This window comes from Pedobacter sp., assembly GCF_965227205.1.
Lineage (GTDB): Bacteria > Bacteroidota > Bacteroidia > Sphingobacteriales > Sphingobacteriaceae > Pedobacter.
Genome location: NZ_OZ245727.1, coordinates 2,824,371 through 2,840,654, shown reverse-complemented (window position 1 = coordinate 2,840,654; position 16,284 = coordinate 2,824,371). Strand labels below are relative to the sequence as shown.

The following is a 16,284-nucleotide window of genomic DNA, read 5'->3' as shown; positions in this document are numbered from 1 at the left end:
CCTAAGGAACTTGCTGGTGCGCCTGACTATGTAACAGAATCACTAGTTCTTATCATTAGCAGATTACCATTAACAATCATAATAATTCCTATGGTCATACGATACTGATGATTTGCTTTTTCTTGTAAAAATAAATTATAACCTTTGAATTTATAAAGTTTAACTTTTCTTTTACAAGAAATAATGACGTTATTATGTATAATAGATTTATAATAGATAAGCTAAAAATTGCCCTCAAGGTCAGCCCCGTCGTATATCTGAACGGACCTAGACAGGCAGGTAAAAGTACGTTGGTGCTAACTAGTTCCAAAGTGCTTTGGCCGGAAGAAGAAAAGGTTAATTATATTACTTTTGACAGGCCAACGCAAATGGCAGCTGCTGCTGCAGAACCAGAAGCTTTTTTGTCAGCTCAGAGTGGAAAAGTCATCATTGATGAAGTTCAGATGGTACCTGAACTTTTTCCGGCACTAAAGATTGTAGTTGATGAATCACGTTTTAATCAACCTAATTCTGCTAATGGTAAATTCCTGCTCACCGGTTCAGCGAAAATTCTTGCGCTACCTAAACTCTCAAACCCATTGGTCGGAAGGATGAATGTATTGACATTATATCCATTCTGCACCGCAGAAGCGCTAAGTGGAAATGGCAATGGTTTGGAAAAAATACTTTCTTTTGATTTTTCTGATTTAAAGAATACCGAACTCTCAATTATTGAGGCCATGAGCTATGCAACATATCCTGAAATTTCTGGAAAAGATACGACCGAGAGAAATGTCTGGTTTGATGGGTACATAACCACTATATTACAGCGGGACGTAAGGATGATTGCTGAACTGGAAAAAATTTCTATTCTTCCAAGCTTGCTACGTTTACTGGCTTCAAGAGCCGCAAATTTAGTAAATGACGCGGACTTAGCCAGGGATTTGGGATTGAACCCTGTAACGGGGAAATTATATAGAAACATCTTAAAAATGATGTTTCTTAACTTTGATGTAGAACCATGGTTTAGGAATATCAATAAAAGGTTGGTTAAGTCTCCAAAAAATTATTTAACCGATACGATGATGCTTTGTTATATGCTTGAGCTTAATCTGGAGGATATCTCTAAAAACAGACCAGATCTCTTTGGTCATATACTGGAAAATTATGTAGCCGCAGAGCTTACCAAGCTAATTTCCTTTAGTGATATCAAAACTAAACTTTATCATTTTCTGACTAGTGATGGTATAGAGGTAGATTTTATTCTGGAAAGTGCGGATGGAGGAGTCTTCGCAATTGAAGTAAAAAAGACTGAAAATTTGAGCGTGAAAGACTTTAAGGGAATCAAGGTTTTTGCTGATCTGGTCGGGGAGGACTTTAGAGGAGGGATTATACTTTACTCAGGTAAAGAAGCAGTGCCTTTTGGTAATAAGTTATGGGCAGTTCCATTTCATATACTTTGGCAATAAAAAAATTAATTCAGATAGATTTACAATAGAAGTATGAGTTGAGCTTTAAGCATAAATTTATCTTTTAATAATGATGTCTTCCATCACAAGCATATCCATTTTGGTTCTTAGGAAACAATCCAAAGCCTCTTCAGGCGCGTTAACAATTGGCTCGTTTTCATTGAATGAGGTATTTAGTAAAATTGGCGTTCCGGTTTGCTTGTAAAAATGGTTAATAAGGCGGTAGTATTTTTGATTCTGTCTTGCTGTTACAGACTGCAATCTACCGGTTCCATCTAGATGTGTTACCGCTGGTATTTCTGCTCGTTTATCTTCTTTAATTAAAAAAACCTTTTCCATAAACGGTACATCATCATTTTGCTCAAAATACTCTGAAACAAACTCTTTTAAAATAGATGGCGCAAATGGTCTGAAAGATTCCCTCCGTTTTATCTTATTGTTTAGGAGCTCTTTCGCACCAGCATTTCTAGGGTCAGCTATAATAGAGCGATTCCCTAAAGCCCGTGGGCCAAATTCTGCCCTTCCCTGAAACCATCCAACCACACCATTCTTGGTTAAGCAATCAACCACAGCATCATAAAATTCATTTTCACGTAATCTTAGATAAGCTATTTCTCGCTTTTTTAATAAACTTTCGATGTAATTGTTTGTGTAACAACTGCCCAAATAGCCATGCTCCATGGCTTCAGTCCGCTCAAAGCCCAATGTTTGGTTATATACCCAAAGTGCAGCACCAATAGCTGTGCCTGCATCATGCCCGGCAGGAGGGATGTAAACGTTCTTAAATTTAGTAAATAATTTGATTTTACCGTTTGCAACGGAATTTTGAGCAACTCCACCAGCTATGCAAATTGAATCGAGCTGAGTTATATGCTGCAAATGATTTAAGACATGAAATAAAACATTCTCCGCTACTTTTTGAACACTAGCTGCAATGTCTTTGTGCTTTTGCTCAATAGGTTCATTTGGCTTTCTTGCGTTTCCGAGTAAATCAATCAGTTTTTCAGAAAATACAGATTCCATTGAAGGTATTCCATTCTCCCAAACCATTTGAACACCTTTTTTAGTATGACTAAAATAACTCAAATCAAGCTCAAACAAGCCATTTGGTTTTAAATGAACTAACTTTTGAATTTTAGCTTCAAATGTTGGCGAACCATATGGAGCAAGTCCCATAATCTTATATTCATCGCCATAATGTGGAAAACCTAAATATTGAGTTAAAGCCGTGTAAAAAAGACCAAGAGAATGGGGGTAACTTACCGAATCAAGTACATTAATTTGATTGCCTTTTCCTACCGCTGTCATTGTACTTGTAAAATCGCCAAAACCGTCAATGCTTAATATGGCCGATTCTTTAAATGGCGACGCAAAAAAAGCACTTGCTAAATGCGAACGATGATGCTCAACATTATGTATCTGTGCCTTTAATTCGTTTGGTTTTAACCCAAAATGAGCTATAAATTCTTCGTTAATGCCTTTTGCCTTTTGCAGATTTCGCATTCTATCCGCAATATTTTTTAAGCTTAATCTGTTTTTGAGGGCAGTTAGAACCTTTTTGCTAAAATTAGCCTTTGGATCTCTGGAAATAGCAATGTGGTCTACATCTCTGATATCAACACCTGCTTCCTGCAAACAAAATTTAATTGCTAATTCTGGAAAGCCAGCCCAATGTTTTATTCGTCTGAAACGTTCCTCTTCTGATGCAGCTATTATTACACCGTCTTTGTAAATGCAGGCAGAAGAATCTCCATGATATGCGTTTATACCTAAAATGTACATCTACTAATCTAGCTTAGCTGTTGTGTTATCACTTTGGTTATCCGAAACGTTTTCTTTTGGCTTTCTGATTTTTGTATTTCTCTTAATCCAGAAGAAAAGAATAATAAATATGATGATGTAAACAATTACATTAAAAATTTCATGGTGGTATTCAAAGTAATTTCGCTGACTTTGGAAAAATCCAAAAAGTAAACCTAAGCCAGAAATTCTCATAATGTTCAAAATGTATATGGTAATAATACCGATAATCAACATTTTAATGGTCTCTTTCCAACTCGCAGGAAATGACAGTACAAATGCAGCTAAAAAGCTCATTACACCCAAACCTAAGCAAGAGTAATTTATACGAAGTAGAGGGCCATTAACAACCATTACATCCATTTCATTATGAATGGCATAGAAGCCGAAAAGCTTTATAATCCAAACGGCAGGAACGATTAGCGCATTTTTTAAACCTTGTATGTAATCAAAGTTTTCTGCTATAAATGCATTGTAATATTTCCCTCCAGGATTCATTACACTATTCATAAAGAGGTTACCCTGGCTAAATAATATGTATAATACAAATAAGGATATAATAAATTTGATTGCCTTTTTATCTGCTTGCTTCTTTGCTGCTGCATTCTGGATTTCGTTCATATTCTGTTTGATTTTTTTGAAGATAACTAATCTTCTATTCGCCTTAATCTTGTAAAAATCTTCTTATTTATAACTCGAATTTCAATGTTTATTTTTGCCAAAGTAAAATAATCTATCTCGATATTCATTTACCTTAACCAACTAACCAACTAACCAACTAACCAACTAACCAACTAACCAACTAACCAATTTATTCTCTCCTCCTAGCTAAGCCTCAACACAAAATCCCCGTTCCGCTTTTTAACCGGCAGGGTCTAGGTTTCGGGAAGCACAAATTGGCCTTACTACTGACTTCAACAGAAATCTAGCGAGCCGGCAGTTTATTAATTAGTTTTTAATGATTTTAAATGTATTAATGAGCTCGCAAAAAGCTCGGTTTGGGTTCTTTTTGCTGTCAAAAAGAAGAAGCCCGTCCGGCCAGGACAATAATTTGTTCACTAAATAATTCACCAATGGACTATAATCAATAAAAAAATACAACAATTTGCCCTAACCAATCCTCCGTTTCAAATTTGAAATCTTCCTGTCTACTTGTAACCTAAACCAAAGCCCTTGCAAATAGTGAAAACGGATGCCTTTTACCCCCTCAAAAATACCAAACTTAAATAGCATTCTATACAAAAAGTATAAATACGGTCTAAAGCCTAATGGCAATTTCCACCAAAGATTTTTAAACCAGGCTCTTTTTTCATCAGGACTACCAAATAAAGATGGTTTAAGTGTTTGGTTTCTGATTTTTTGCATTCGCTCAATCTCTTCAGCTGCAATTAAATCACTGTATCGCTCATGTTTTTTTAACCAGAAATTGGTATCATATTCTTTCAAATTGTCTTCAATCAAATATCCTTTTCGCCAGATAATTGTTTTCCCAGGAACGATAAATCGATGATCCATATTCTCATTCAAATCAGAATAACCGATACCATTTCTAAACATTTTTAGTTGATAAAAAGGGTAATAGCCACCAAATCTTATCCATTTGCCTTGAAAATAATTCTTGCGATTAAAATAAATGCCATCAACATCGTCGTAATCTTTAGGATTAAAACTTTTTAGCAAATCGAATAATTGTTGAGTTACAATCTGATCGGCATCTAGTCCGATTACCCATGGTGTTTTTATGTCGAAATTTTTCAGTGCAAAATCCCATTGCTGTGGATGGTTAGTGAATGGATTAACCTTAACCTCATCTGAATATGCATTGGCAATTTCTAACGTGCTATCCGTACTCCCACTATCCAGAATAAAGGTTTCAGCATGTAATTCTTTTATAGAATTTAACAATCTTGGTAAATGAATTTCTTCATTATATGTAAGAATAATAAAACTGAAATTTTTATTCATTAATTCTATTTTGTCATTCTGATGGCATATAGATAACCGTCATTTCGACTGTAGTGCAGCGGAATGGAGAAATCTTATGATAAATTTTGCTAAGATGCATAGTCGAAGAATCTTCGAATGATATCTCTTTCAGTTTATCACTCTGAGCTTGTCGAAGAGCGATTACTTAATCTGTGGCTAACTCACTCATTAGTTTTCAGAGTGAAATCCCAGAACATCTTCATATAACTCTAGATATCTCCCAATCAAAACTTCATCATTAAAATCATTTTTTATCATGATAGGAGCGATGCTGCTTATTTTTTCTCTTTTGGCTATAGATGCATTAGCTTCAATAATTTTTTCAGCGATATCTTTTGGTTCTAAGCTACAAATCCAACCAAGTTCATTTGCTTTTACATAATCAGCGAGACCAACATTTTCGCTAATTAAAACAGGCGTCCCAATGCTTAAACTCTCAACAACAACGTTGGCGAAATTTTCATTATAGGATGGAAGAACCAATAAATCATGCGCTGCCATTATAGAAAACTTTTCATCATTACCAACCTGACCAATCCATGTAAGGCGGTCTTCCAGCCTTAAGCTTTTAGCTTTTAGCTTTAAGCTTTTAACATATTCTTCCTCACCACTTCCGGCAATAGTTAAATTAAACTCAAAATCAAGTTTCGAAAGCGCATCAAAAAGTAGTTCTAAACCTTTCTTTTTCTCTATTCTCGATAAAAAGATAAGATTCAAAATTTGGCTGCTTTTCTGAACTTCGCTAGTTGCTACTTGATACTTGCTACTCGATATTTGATACTTGCTACTTACTACTTGAGGCTCCACACACTCCCTACCCAAACTAACCAAATTCGAAATAATGTTTATGCTTCTTGGTTGGATAATTTTGAGTACATCCTGTTTTTCCTGCTCACTGGTTACATGTATGTGGCAATATCTTAATAGTCGGTCGCCAATTAACCACTGCAATATTTTTTTTGAGAATGAGCTGCTGTTGTTTTGTGAATATGTTGTCAACATGCCTCTGGGCGATAAAACAACTGGAATTTTATACCATTTCGCTACAAAACAACTTAATACAGAAACCAGATTCCACCAGGCATGGATGTGTATTACAATCTCATTCCCTTCCTTTGGAGGGGTGCCTGCAAGGCGGGGTGGTTTTTGCCTCCCTTCGGATGGGTTTATTTTGGCTGTTTGAGAGATTGGTGAAGGATTACATATTCCGCTCTCCGCTCTCTGCTTTTTGCTTTCAGCTTTCCACTTTTGGCTCTCTAAAAGAACTTTCCTCAATCTCCATAACAACCCCGGCGAAAAATGACTATGATCCTTTGTCCATCGCTTAAAATAAGTAACTGGCACACCATCTATAAATATCGGCTTCCTAGATTCTACATCTAACTCATTCCTGCCATTTGCTGTGGTTGTAAAAACCTCGAGATTAAACTCTCCACTTTCCATTTTCCGCTTTGAGCTTTCCGCTTTGAGCTTTCTGCTTTCCGCTTTAAGCTTTCCGCTCTTCGCCAACCCCTCACACAACATCGAAACCGACATAATTGGTCCACCGTAAACATAAGCAGGTTTATAGGAAGCTGTTAGGTGAAGGATTTTCAATTAAGGTAAATAGGGTTCTTTTCAATATAATTCAACTTTTTAAAGATATGGATTGTAATAAAAATTAATACAAAACCATAAAAAGTGGTATTGAATAAATTTTCAAAACAACCACCCCGACTTAAGATAGAAAATAGGCTATAAAATAAAACAGATAGTCCTAAATCATATCCTAATTTTTTTTCTAAAAGATGTGACAAGGTATGAACAAGGAAGCCATAACATAAAAACGTAATAAAAACAGTTAAATAACCATAACTCATGTAGGCATCAGCAACCGTTTGCGGTTTTGCAGAAGTTGTATCGTATGGAGAATTAACAATTAATGCTCCATTCTCTATAGCTCTTTGTTGAGCTGTAATATCTGGACTTAATTTACTAGGCCAAATGATTCGAGGTATTAGGCTTAAAACACCATTTTTGTATATTTCTAAATTATAGTATGGTCTACGTGCTGGAACAGATTCTAAATAGCGGTTCAACATGGATATTTCAGAAAGTCTTGTACTTAAAAAAGCCCAATTAACGCTTCTTATTTTTTCTTTATTTAATAGAAGCGAATTATCTAGTGATGATAAGGTTTCATATGCGTTTTTATTATTATACCAGGCTGCTTCTCTTATTGTGCCATTTAGGGTAGGAATAAAATAAAAATAGGCTAAAATTAAGGGGAAAAACACTAAACTCGTTCTCTTTACACCATATTTATCATATAATATTACGCCAAGATAAATTAAGGGGAATAAAGTACTCTCTTTCATGCCAGATAAAAAACCTATAAGTAATACCGTAGTAAAATATAAAAATCCCTTTATTATTAATTTTCTGTGGCTTAAAGAATAACCAAAATACTTAACAGCGCAAATTGTAGAAAAGATATTCAAGTAGCTGCTTAATTGAGAAAAAGGCGTTTTGAGTGCAAGTAATGCAAGAATAGTAGCACCTATTGATAACTTTAAATACGCTCCTTCCTTAATGTTAACTCTATATTCAGTTATATTTATATTTTTGTTTTTGTATACAAAGTAACCCGATAAATAACAGGCGTGCGCAAAAACAATGAATTTCTGACTTAATGATGTAGCTTCAATTTCAAATACATTAGGAAAGGCTACATGTTCAAAAAATTCATATCCTAATTGGTCTAAAAAATAAAATATAGAAGAAACAGCTGTGTAACCCCACATCAATCCTTGAGATAATATTAATGGGCTAAAAAATTTTAATTTCTGATTGTAAATTTTATAGTATACATAGATACTATAAATTATTAAAAATATACTCCCTAGCCAGGCTATTAAGTATGACGTTGTTGGATCATTAGTAAAGTAGCTTATAAGAAAAGGTAAGAAAAAGATCAAGAAGTGCATTAATTGTTATCCTTTAAATAAGATGAAATTTTTAAGAAATGCTTGTTAAAGTTAAGTTCTGATTCAAAGTCGTTTATGGCTGAATTAGAAATTTCTATGTATTTTTTCTGAATGTTTATTAGAATATCCTTAAGAGAATCATCGCTTAAATCCGTAAAAAACGCCCATTGTCTTGTACCTAACTTTTTTCGATAACTCTCACTATCAAAAAGAATCACAGGAAATCCGCAGCTTACATATTCATAAATTTTATTAGAAGCGGTACTTCCCGTTTCATATTGAATATTAGTTGGCTTACTTATAGCAATACCTATATTGTTTTGAATAGTTAAATCACGAAGCTTGTCATAGTTCACAGCCTCTAATACCTTTATACTATCTTCTAGTTTTTTTTCTTTTATTAAAGTTATTAGAGAGCTTCTAAAGCTTCCATCAGCAAAGCCAATAATGGTTAATGAAATTTTTTTATTAGTAGGATTTGTAGATATAAAATTAACTAATTCAATCAAACCATGATCGTTGCTAATTTGACCTTGATATATGAGCTTGATTTCTTTACCCAGGTTAGTCTTATTTTTTAGCTTATAAAGAAGTGGGTAATTCGGCAGAAATATGTATTTGCCAGAAAATTTTTCAAGTGGATAATATTTTTCCCGTTCTTCCGAAGGTAGAGTGAATAAATTGATTTTACTAAAAAAAGTTCTTTCTGATTTACTTGCAAACCAAGATACAGAATATTTATTTAGCTTCTCAATTTCTAATAGGTCATGATTGTGATACCAGATTTTAGGCTTATGTTTTAAAAAAAAACTAATTAATCTATAGCTAAATAATGGAATTGGGTCATATAAAATAACCCATTTGGGCTGAACTTTTTTCAAAGATTGAAATAACAAAAAAGTAAATTTTAAAAAGGATTTTACTTTCCAAAGATTGCTGGCTTGTTCAGTAGCTCTTATATCTTTTAAAGAACCACTTTTTTTGATTGTGATATTTTTTTTGTAATTAATATCTTCTTTTTTTACATTTCTGCAAATAATCTCTATTTGATTAGCGTATTCAGATAAATTATTCACAGCATTTAAACTTGGTGGATAATATTCAATATGGCTATATAGGGCGACTACTATGTTCAATTTCTGAAGAAAAATAATCAACATTATTATACCTTTTTTGAATATATCCTAATGCTGTGAGATATGATTTAATTTCTTTTGTGGACGTACCTAAATTATTTAATTGATTCTCATGAAAATCAATTAAGATATTTTTAATAATCTTCTTTCTTAATAACTCTTCACCTGACTTTAAAGCAAAAAGTTCGTAGCCTTCAATATCTATCTTTATTAGTTCTATCGAATTAAGATTATGCTCCCTGACAATATCATCTAATGTTTTACTTGTCGTTTTTTGCTTTTTCCAAAAAAAACTTCTATTTGTCTTGATAAAGGAGGAACTTCCCGTATTTAAAGATGGTGATAAAGTAATAAAAATATCTTCAGGATTCATTGTAATTGCATTATTGCAGATAATTATATTTTCAAAATTATTTAAAGTTGCATTGACTTGAATAACTTCAGCCAGCCTTTTTTGAGGCTCAATGCTGAATACTCTACCTTTTTTCCCAACCTTACTAGCAGCATAAATGCTAAACCACCCCTCATTTGCACCTAAATCTATGAATGTTTTACCTGGCGAAAGAAAGTTTGTTATGAATTCTGTCCAAGATTGTTCATATATTATTTCTTCTAATTGAGTATTAAATAAATTCCAGTATAAATTTGACCATACATCTAAATAGAATTTAAACTTTCCGTGATTTAATACAATTCTCTTATTACCTGTAATTTTTTTTATAAGCAACGCCAATTCTACAGGCCTTATATTTTGTACCCAATGCGTTTTTAATTTCATGAATTTAATTTATTTAAGAACTCAATATTTCTCTTACCAAAAGCATCCCAAGTAAATTCGTTTTCTGAAATATTTCTGGAAATCATACCCATTTTTGGTATTTTATCTTTATTCTTATCAAACCATAGTAATGCTTTTTCTAATTCATTTTCATCATTGGCAGGAATAATGATACCATTTTTGTAATTTTGTATTACATCGGGCCCGCCTGTATTTTTAGTTGCAATTATTGCGCAGCCACAAGACATCGCTTGTAAAAGAACCATTCCAAAACCGTCTTCTAAGCTGTTTAATATTAATACATCTATTTTCCAATAAATCCGATAAAGTTCCTTTTGCTTATGAATTCCATTATACATTATGAAATCATGTTTTTTTAAAGTTGTAGCATCAAATGTCTTGTGATCAATTGGGCCAGTTAAATTTAAATCGAAAATTTCTTTTATATCATTTAATCGAGCAATTACATTAATAACAGAGTCAATTCCTTTTCTACTACTCAAAGTGCCAACGTAACCTAATACTATCTTTTCTTTATCTTCTCTTTTGTGTTGAAATGGAAATTGGTTTAAATCTACCCCTAAAAGATTAATAAACAATTTCTCTTTCTTAAACCCTTTTTCGATAAATGTATTAAAAGCATAAGTGCTAGGAACTGTAATATAGTCAGCCTCATAGTATTCTTTTAACTCTTTTTCTATAATTCGAAGATTTATATGTTTTTTGACATAAATAACTTTTTTAAGTAAACGTTCCTGTTCTTCAATATGTGCTGAGCCTCTGACAAGAATTATTTTAGCTTGTGGGTTTTTTTTTCGAAGAGTTTTTATAGTTTTCAGTGCATAACCAGACCATATAAAGTACACATCACTATCATATTTAATAATTTTTGATGCTAAAAAGTCAAATGCTTCGCAAGCTAAAAAATCAAAAGGATATCCAAAACCCAAGAATTTGGTAGTTCTGTTTATAATTTCATTGATGTATAATGATTTTATGTATTGCTTTTTTATTCCAAATGGCAATACATATCTCACAGGATAGCCCGTGACCAATTGATTCAATACGCCAAGCTTTTGAAAGTATATGGCCATATCAAAACCATGCAATCTGCCTGGAACTAAAACACTAATCTTCATGATTTGGCAATACTATATAAATATTTTTTAAACCTTTCAAATAAAGATATGGGGATGTTAAGACCAAATAGAGTGCTTAAAGTATAATAACTTTTTAGTTTTAACTTATCTTTAAGACTAAATAACTTATAATCTTTAAACCGTTTTAATTTCAATCCTTCTTTTAGACCTAAGGCCGCTATCAAAGCTGAATTTTTACGATAATCAACCAGCCAAAAAGGGTAGGTAAATTGATATATCCTTTTTATAATTTTATAATAGTATTTTGTTCCATTTAATCCGGCATCTTTAAATGCCATAGCGCAAACATTTGCGTATGATGGTAAACCAGCATCCAATATTTTGTAGTCGCTTTTTGTTTTTGGTAGAGTATCTAAATATGAATTCGCAATTTCATTGTTAATGCGAATATCTTTTAAAACCATAGGTTCCTTTAGGGTAAAGAAACAACCCCCTCTTATAATAATTAATGTTGCTAAATAAATTTGAGCATAAATACTTCCATCTAATTTTGAGGTATTGACAGAATCAAAGGCACTTTTTTTAAAAATTATGCCTGCTACAAAACTGAAACTTGAGTAATATTTTAATGCAATTTCCGTACCTGATCCAATATTGCTAGTTTGCTGAGCCCTTATTTGAATATTATTTACATCTAAATAATCAGCACTATTACAAAAACCAACATCAGGAAGGTTATTGTTCTCAAGAAAAAGCGTTAATCTATTAATTACAAAATCATCAGCTAAGGTATCATCATTTCCCAAAACAAAGCAATAATCTCCGGAAGCTAATTCCAGGCTTTTCCTCAAATTCCTATCATAACCCACATTTTTTTCAAATTTATAGTATATCAAAGGATAGCGATAGGATTTTTGTAACTCGGCAATCTGAGTTGCTGTATTGTCGGTGCTCGCATCATCAGAAATAATCACCTCTAGATTGGCATCTTTTTGAAGAGCAATTCTTTCAAGATTGATTTTTAGGTATTCTATCCTATTATACTGAGGGATACAAATTGAAATTTTCATTAGTCAATATCATTGTGTATGGAGAATCCTAAAAGTCTATGTGGCACTCCCTTTAATATTTTATGATTATAGGCCAGCAGAGTTAAAATTGCTTGATCTTGTCTATGATTTTTTTTATTTGAACCTGTCGGAGCAAACATCTCTTTTTGAAGCGCTAATTCAGACCACTCAGATAATAGTGCCATCGCCTTTTCATTTCTAGTATCAAAAGCAACAGCTCCACCAGTTAAATTTGATTTGTACAAATTTTTTGAATGGTGTAATATGCTTGAAATAGATGTTGGATGTGTCCATTCTATTACTAATCCAGGCGATTTTGGAGAATAAAAACCATATTTATTTAATATATACCTCATTTTAAATAAAGGTTCCTTTAACAAGTTACCAGCATCCATCCAAACAAATTGAGAATTTAATTCCTTAGAAATTTCTTTCAAAATAGTTGGCTTCCAAGCATATTCACCTTGATTTATATCTATTTTAAAAAATGATGGGTATTTTTCATAATTGAACAAACGAATATTAAGATCGGGAAAAAGATACTGTAAATTATTTCGTTCCTCTGAAGTTAATCCAAGATCATAGAAATAAGTATATTTAATACTTTCGAATTTCGAAATGCTTGATAACAACTGAATGGCAGATCTATAATGAGAGCTATTAGCTCCAGTAATTATATTTAACGTAGTTAATTCATTTATTTTGTTTTTTTTAATTTTAAATAACCATGATTTTAAGTTATCAAACGGTAGTATCAAAAAATCATATAATTTCTGTGGAGCTTTTGCCACTATTTTCTTAAAGAGAATTTTTTTCATGGTTCTTCAAAAAGTCCTTTAATGTTCCTTCAAATAATTTTTGCTCTAATCTGATTCTTGAATGAATATGATCTGGGTGCCGAATAATTGGAGATTCAGATAAAAAGCCTGCCCATTCGCTAAATGAACTATGGGCAGATGTAATAATTATTTTGCTACGACTTAAATTTACCAAATCAACAACATCTATACTGCAATCAGATAATGTTGTGTTGTTCAACGTAAAAATTTCTTTCAATTCTTCTTCATAGCCATCGCTGAAAACGAGTGTTTTAGGAGATGAGTTTAACGACAAGCCTATTTTTTGAATACAATCAATAAAATACTTTATTGGTGTTCTTGTTGCACCAACTAACTTAAAATCTACACCATCAGGTAAGGGCTTAAAATCTCCCATCCTGATGTGCACTCCTATTTCAGCGTTAACATTATATTTCTCAACTTGTTTCACTACTTTTTTCGATAGTTTTTCAAAAAATGCATCTCTAATAATCAATCTATACGATTGGAAGCTTTCAAAATAGTTTTTCCATGAAGGAATTTGTTCAAATAAATACCTGGTATTAAACTGAATTGCTTCTGCCCCTAGCTCAGGTTCTTTAACAATTGAAGTCTTAGTGAGTATATGTTGTAAATATATCAGTTGTGCTGCGAAGGAGTTTCTCTTGAATTGCCCAAAATAAAATCTCTTAGCTTTTTCTCTTCTCAGAAATGGACCAATATGAATTCTATTAAATCCAATAATGTAGAGAGGCAGGTTATTTTTTTTTGCAAACATTAAAGCCCTTGCCCAAACAAATAATTTATTTCCTAAGCCTGCTCTTGGCAATCTTGCAATAACTAGACTATTCAAGGTACTTATTTATGTAACTGTTCATAAGTTTGGTTCTATTTTGATAGCCATAACCAGATTTTATACTTCGGTCATTTCCATTAGCTTTAATTTTGGAAACTAAGCCCTCATGCACTTTATAAAATTGTAACTTGTCTTTTAGCTCTTCAATGGAATCAAAGTAAATTGCTTCTTTATCTTCTTCAAAAAAGTCTAATTGCTCTTCTGTGCGTTCAGATATCAACAGCCCATTATAGCCTGGAACTTCAAATGTCCGCATATTATGAGATTGCTCAATAATATTCTGTGGGCGTAAAAAATTTAATATACCACTTGCACTTAAGCAGGCATTAGCATAATCTTGTGCGTATAAGGGTTCATTATGATAGCTGATGTTTTTTAATCGTCGTAGTTTTTTATTCCAAATATTAGAACCGAATACTTGCAAATTAAATTCATTTAAATTCTTAATTTTTAACTCCCTGTCCTTATCCCAGGCGCCAATAAATAAAACCTGCTCGAGCAAGTGTGAAGATTTACTTTTTATTGGTTTTATAGTTTCATCATAACCAAAAGGGATACAATAACTATTTACTTGATAATCCTTAATAAGCTGTTTACATATATTTTCAGAATAACTGAAATGTAAATCGAAGTGCTTAATGCTATTAACTACATTTATATTTCCTGCACCTTTTGAATAGAACTTGAAAGGGTGGTCTGGGTTATAATTGCAAAGTAGTTTACAATGTTTCCTTAGTTCAAGCAGCGTTTCCGGGAAAAGCTCCATCCCTTTAAATACTAAAATAACAAGAGGCTTTAACAATGCTGACTCAATTAAAATACTGCGATTTATATTATTATAGTAAATAGAAGGGTTAACGCAATGAATTAATTTTGTTAAACCATTTCTATCCTTTTTATAGTTTACGGGAAGCTGTATATCTATTGATTTTACTGCCCAGTTTAGAAGAGTAAAATTCTTCTCATATTGTAATTCCAAAGCACCTTTTGAAAAAGAACCTAAAATTAGAATGGACTTAGTCATGAGTAAATTTCTGATTGCTGAATCATTATCTCAAAGTGTATTTTAAAATCAGTTGGTTTATTTTTAGTAGTGCCTTTTTCAAATGAAGGTTGCTGGCTTATTTTATTTTTTAAATCTTTAACGTTTCCTGTTTTGAAACTTGTTGTAGAACCATAGAAATATCTGGTAAGTTCTTTACACCCACCAATGTTCGATGCAATGACAGTGCATCCACTCGCTATAGCTTCATGAAAAACCAAAGGGCCAATTTCATACCATTCGGACGGAATAATTACAGTATTAACTTGTAAATAAATTTGGGCTAATTGCTCCTGACTTAAGTTACCCAACCATTTAATATCTTTTCTGAGACTGATTTTTTTTAAAAGTTTTTTAATAACCTTATCATTACAATTAGGAGTTCCAGTTATCCAGAGTTCTTTTAATCCATTATCTTCTAAATTCACCCAGGCTTTTAAAAGCGTAATAAAGCCTTTAATTTTTAATAAACGGCCGTTAAATAGAAATTTATGTGAACCTTTTGCTAAATTCTTTTCTCCAAAAAATATTGGGTCAATCCCATGTCTTTGAAATTTTATTTTCTCAAGTTTAACTTGAGCTGATAACACCTCTTTAATTCCCTCAGAATAGACCCACCATTCGTCAGTTATATTAATAAGCTGTTGGAAGGCATCCAAATTTAGTTTTATGTAGTATTTTATATTAAAAATGGCAGGAAGTATATTCAAATGATTTGAAAATAAGAACGGGGTTATTTTCTCTGTAAACCAGTATGGTAAATTGAAACGATAACTTAAGCCATCAGCTACATAATTAATTTTTTGTGGTTGTTCCTTAAATGTATTGCCCAATGTTAATGTTTCTTTTGGGTCGGAAATAGGGGTATGGTAGGAACTTACAACTTTAATTTCTGGAATTTTACTCTTCAAAGATAGAATCAAATCCAATCCAATAGCAGCTGTAAATCCATTTATATGCAAAATATCAAAATGATTATTTTCGAAATATGAGCCATAGCTATTAGTATGTGCAGTTGAATATTTGGCATATATCTGCTTAGTTTTAATTGTCTTATAATTTACCCCCAATACTGTTAAATTATCATGTAGATAACGGATGATTTTAATGTTGTTATCTTCATATTCTACATCATATTCATTGGCAATGTTTAAATCAATTGCAGCAATGATAGTAACATTATGCCCCCTTTGCGTTAAGAATTTAGCTAAATTCAACACATATATTTCAGTCCCACCAACATGGTAAGGAAGAAAATTATGTGTAGCTAATAAAATATTCAAT

At 32.4% G+C, this 16,284-nt stretch carries 14 protein-coding genes; 1 reads left to right on the top strand and 13 read right to left on the bottom strand.

Annotated features, from left to right (window positions below):
* The first annotated feature begins 194 nt into the window (after window positions 1-194).
* Window positions 195-1,448, top strand: coding sequence for an ATP-binding protein (locus ACO05K_RS12020; RefSeq protein ID WP_421944675.1), 1,254 nt, complete (start codon window positions 195-197; stop codon window positions 1,446-1,448).
* Between the two features lie 57 nt (window positions 1,449-1,505).
* Here the strand turns inward: ACO05K_RS12020 and ACO05K_RS12015 are convergent, their stop codons facing one another.
* The 13 genes from ACO05K_RS12015 to ACO05K_RS11955 all read right to left on the bottom strand — a co-directional run bounded on the left by ACO05K_RS12015 (window position 1,506) and on the right by ACO05K_RS11955 (window position 16,283).
* Window positions 1,506-3,230, bottom strand: coding sequence for a carbamoyltransferase (locus tag ACO05K_RS12015; protein ID WP_421944674.1), 1,725 nt, complete (start codon window positions 3,228-3,230; stop codon window positions 1,506-1,508).
* Between the two features lie 3 nt (window positions 3,231-3,233).
* A complete protein-coding gene (xrtY, locus tag ACO05K_RS12010; RefSeq protein WP_421944673.1) occupies window positions 3,234-3,869 on the bottom strand; it encodes an exosortase Y in 636 nt (211 codons plus the stop codon).
* A gap of 489 nt (window positions 3,870-4,358) precedes the next feature.
* Window positions 4,359-5,213 (bottom strand): glycosyltransferase family 2 protein, encoded by an 855-nt coding sequence (locus ACO05K_RS12005; RefSeq protein ID WP_421944672.1) that lies wholly within the window; start codon window positions 5,211-5,213, stop codon window positions 4,359-4,361.
* A 189-nt stretch (window positions 5,214-5,402) separates the two neighbouring features.
* Window positions 5,403-6,830 (bottom strand): XrtY-associated glycosyltransferase XYAG1, encoded by a 1,428-nt coding sequence (locus ACO05K_RS12000; protein ID WP_421944671.1) that lies wholly within the window; start codon window positions 6,828-6,830, stop codon window positions 5,403-5,405.
* Entirely contained in the window at window positions 6,827-8,017 is a 1,191-nt protein-coding gene (locus ACO05K_RS11995; RefSeq protein ID WP_421944670.1) for a hypothetical protein, read from the bottom strand. The genes ACO05K_RS12000 and ACO05K_RS11995 overlap by 4 nt, the downstream gene beginning before the upstream one ends.
* Before the next feature lie 182 nt (window positions 8,018-8,199).
* Window positions 8,200-9,276 carry a glycosyltransferase gene (locus ACO05K_RS11990; protein WP_421944669.1) on the bottom strand — a complete coding sequence of 359 codons (1,077 nt, stop codon included), beginning with the start codon at window positions 9,274-9,276 and terminating at the stop codon, window positions 8,200-8,202.
* A gap of 34 nt (window positions 9,277-9,310) precedes the next feature.
* Complete coding sequence (locus tag ACO05K_RS11985) at window positions 9,311-10,114, bottom strand: FkbM family methyltransferase (RefSeq protein ID WP_421944668.1); 804 nt, start codon at window positions 10,112-10,114, stop codon at window positions 9,311-9,313.
* On the bottom strand, window positions 10,111-11,253 hold the full coding sequence (locus ACO05K_RS11980) for a glycosyltransferase family 4 protein (RefSeq protein ID WP_421944667.1): 1,143 nt from the start codon (window positions 11,251-11,253) through the stop codon (window positions 10,111-10,113). Before ACO05K_RS11980 ends, ACO05K_RS11985 begins: the two co-directional genes overlap by 4 nt.
* On the bottom strand, window positions 11,250-12,284 hold the full coding sequence (locus ACO05K_RS11975; protein ID WP_421944666.1) for a glycosyltransferase family 2 protein: 1,035 nt from the start codon (window positions 12,282-12,284) through the stop codon (window positions 11,250-11,252). The genes ACO05K_RS11980 and ACO05K_RS11975 overlap by 4 nt, the downstream gene beginning before the upstream one ends.
* Window positions 12,284-13,102, bottom strand: a complete 819-nt coding sequence (locus tag ACO05K_RS11970) for a DUF1647 domain-containing protein (protein ID WP_421944665.1) — start codon at window positions 13,100-13,102, stop codon at window positions 12,284-12,286. Before ACO05K_RS11970 ends, ACO05K_RS11975 begins: the two co-directional genes overlap by 1 nt.
* Window positions 13,083-13,955 (bottom strand): alpha-1,2-fucosyltransferase, encoded by an 873-nt coding sequence (locus ACO05K_RS11965; RefSeq protein ID WP_421944664.1) that lies wholly within the window; start codon window positions 13,953-13,955, stop codon window positions 13,083-13,085. The genes ACO05K_RS11970 and ACO05K_RS11965 overlap by 20 nt, the downstream gene beginning before the upstream one ends.
* Entirely contained in the window at window positions 13,948-14,982 is a 1,035-nt protein-coding gene (locus tag ACO05K_RS11960; protein WP_421944663.1) for a CgeB family protein, read from the bottom strand. The genes ACO05K_RS11965 and ACO05K_RS11960 overlap by 8 nt, the downstream gene beginning before the upstream one ends.
* Entirely contained in the window at window positions 14,979-16,283 is a 1,305-nt protein-coding gene (locus ACO05K_RS11955) for a glycosyltransferase family 4 protein (RefSeq protein WP_421944662.1), read from the bottom strand. Before ACO05K_RS11955 ends, ACO05K_RS11960 begins: the two co-directional genes overlap by 4 nt.
* Between the last annotated feature and the right edge of the window lies 1 nt (window position 16,284).

Excerpts from the sequence above, each read along its gene's own strand:
- ACO05K_RS12020 (WP_421944675.1), top strand. The coding sequence starts at position 195 with ATGTATAATAGATTTATAATAGATAAGCTAAAAATTGCCCTCAAGGTC.
- ACO05K_RS12015 (WP_421944674.1), bottom strand. The coding sequence starts at position 3,230 with ATGTACATTTTAGGTATAAACGCATATCATGGAGATTCTTCTGCCTGC.
- xrtY (WP_421944673.1), bottom strand. The coding sequence starts at position 3,869 with ATGAACGAAATCCAGAATGCAGCAGCAAAGAAGCAAGCAGATAAAAAG.
- ACO05K_RS12005 (WP_421944672.1), bottom strand. The coding sequence starts at position 5,213 with ATGAATAAAAATTTCAGTTTTATTATTCTTACATATAATGAAGAAATT.
- ACO05K_RS11995 (WP_421944670.1), bottom strand. The coding sequence starts at position 8,017 with ATGTGGGGTTACACAGCTGTTTCTTCTATATTTTATTTTTTAGACCAA.
- ACO05K_RS11985 (WP_421944668.1), bottom strand. The coding sequence starts at position 10,114 with ATGAAATTAAAAACGCATTGGGTACAAAATATAAGGCCTGTAGAATTG.
- ACO05K_RS11980 (WP_421944667.1), bottom strand. The coding sequence starts at position 11,253 with ATGAAGATTAGTGTTTTAGTTCCAGGCAGATTGCATGGTTTTGATATG.
- ACO05K_RS11975 (WP_421944666.1), bottom strand. The coding sequence starts at position 12,284 with ATGAAAATTTCAATTTGTATCCCTCAGTATAATAGGATAGAATACCTA.
- ACO05K_RS11970 (WP_421944665.1), bottom strand. The coding sequence starts at position 13,102 with ATGAAAAAAATTCTCTTTAAGAAAATAGTGGCAAAAGCTCCACAGAAA.
- ACO05K_RS11960 (WP_421944663.1), bottom strand. The coding sequence starts at position 14,982 with ATGACTAAGTCCATTCTAATTTTAGGTTCTTTTTCAAAAGGTGCTTTG.